We start from the raw sequence: 1,796 nt of genomic DNA, 5'->3' as shown, positions 1-1,796 counted from the left end.
ATGCTGGCCTTCGGCGATCTGGAGCGCGTGCTTGAGCACGTCGGCGGCTTCGGCGAGCCGGTGCTGTTCCACCAGTACGCCGCTGAGTGAATTGAGTACGATGACAAGCTGACGCCAGTCACGCCTGTCTTCGGCGATTTTTCGGGCGCGATCGAGCGCGTTCGCCGCTTCACTCAGCCGGTTCAGCTCCTTGAGGGTCTGGGCGAGCACATTGAGCGAAACGACGAGGCTATATGTGTCCTGCAGTCGCTCGTTGACGCCGCAGATGCGCCGCTCAGCCTCGACCAGCGCGGGCAAATCGTTGAGCTCCACGAGCACCGAGACGAGCGTGGTCAACGCGAAGAGAAGGCTGCGTTCCTCGCCTGGCTCGTCGGCGATGTCGCAAGCGCGCCGCAACGCCCGCGCAGAATCCTCGAGAAGCCTCGATTCTTTGAACGCCATGCCCAGGGCGGTGAGCGAGATGACAAGGCTTTCCCGATTGTCGAGACGCTCCGCGATGTCGCACGCCCTGCTTAGAGCTTCGACGGCTTCCTCCGGGCGCCCGAGCTCCCGCAGCACCCCGCCCAACACGTTCAGTTTGATCGTAAGCTGGTTCAGATCCTTGAGCTCCTCGTAGGCCGCGCACAGCCGTTCGAGCGCCTCGGCCGCTTCAGGCAAGCGGTTCTGATCACGCAGCACCCCGGCAAGGTTGTTGAGCTGCGTTACGAGCTGCTGCTTATCACGTCGCTCCTCGGCTACCGCGCACGCGCGCTTGAGCGCCTCGGTCGCTTCGGGAAGGAGCCGCTGTTCGCGCAGAACGCCGACAAGGGTGTTGAGCACCATCGCCAGCTGCTGCTTGTCGCTCTGCTTCTCGGCGATCGCGCTCGCGCGCTCGAGCGTCGCGATCGCCGCGTGGGGCTGCCCATGGCGCAAGACGTTGCCCAGGGTGTTGAGCACGATCACAAGCTGGGCCTCATCGCCTTCCTGCTCGGCGATCGCGCTCGCGCGCTCGAGGGTGGCGATCGCCTGGCCGGGCTCGCCATATTGATCCAATACGCTGCCGAGCGTGTTGAGCACGATTACAAGCTGATGCCTATCATCCCGCTCTTCCGAGATCCTGGCGGCGCGCTCCAGCGCGGGGATCGCCTCTTCGGACCGCCCATCATCGTGCAACACGCTGCCAAGCGTGTTGAGCAGGATCACAAGCTGGCGCTGGTCGTCTCGTTTTTCGGCGACGGCGCACCCGCGTTCGAGCGCCTCGATCGCTTCTGGCAGGAGGCGCTGTTCGCGCAAAATGCCGACAAGGGTCCTGAACACGACCAGCTGCTGCTGCGTGTCGTCGCGCTCCTCGACGATCTTGGCGGCGTGTCTCAGCTTGGCGATCGCCTCGTTCGGCCGCCGCTCATGCTGCAACACCCTGCCAAGGGTGTTGAGCACGATCGCAAGCTGGGGCTGATCGTTTTCCCTCTCTGCGATCACGCACGCGCGCTCGAGCGTGGCAATCGCCTCGCCCGGCTCGCCGCGTCGATGCAACACGTTTCCGAGCGTGTTGAGCACCACCACGAGCTGATGCTTGTCTTCCCGCTCTTCGGCGATCCCGGCGGCGCGGCGCAGCGTGGCGATCGCGACCTCGGGCCGCCGGTCGTCGTCCAGCACGCTGCCGAGAGTGTTGAGCAGGATCACAAGCTGGCGCCAGTCGACGCGCTCTTCTGCGATCGCGCACGCGCGGTGGAGCGCCTCGACCGCTTCGGACAGGCGGCGTTGCTCGCGCAGCACCCTGACAAGAGTGTTGAGCACCACTACCTGCTGCTGCTTGT

General features: G+C 65.0%; 1 protein-coding gene. It reads right to left on the bottom strand.

The genetic code is table 11. The features are described from left to right. Nucleotides 1-1,796: tetratricopeptide repeat protein (locus tag WCB02_RS12675; protein ID WP_423958563.1), on the bottom strand; the 1,796-nt coding region annotated here is incomplete at both ends.

It is taken from the genome of Bradyrhizobium sp. (assembly GCF_049581145.1).
Classification (GTDB): Bacteria; Pseudomonadota; Alphaproteobacteria; order Rhizobiales; family Xanthobacteraceae; genus Bradyrhizobium.
This window is presented reverse-complemented; position numbering and strand designations above follow the sequence as displayed.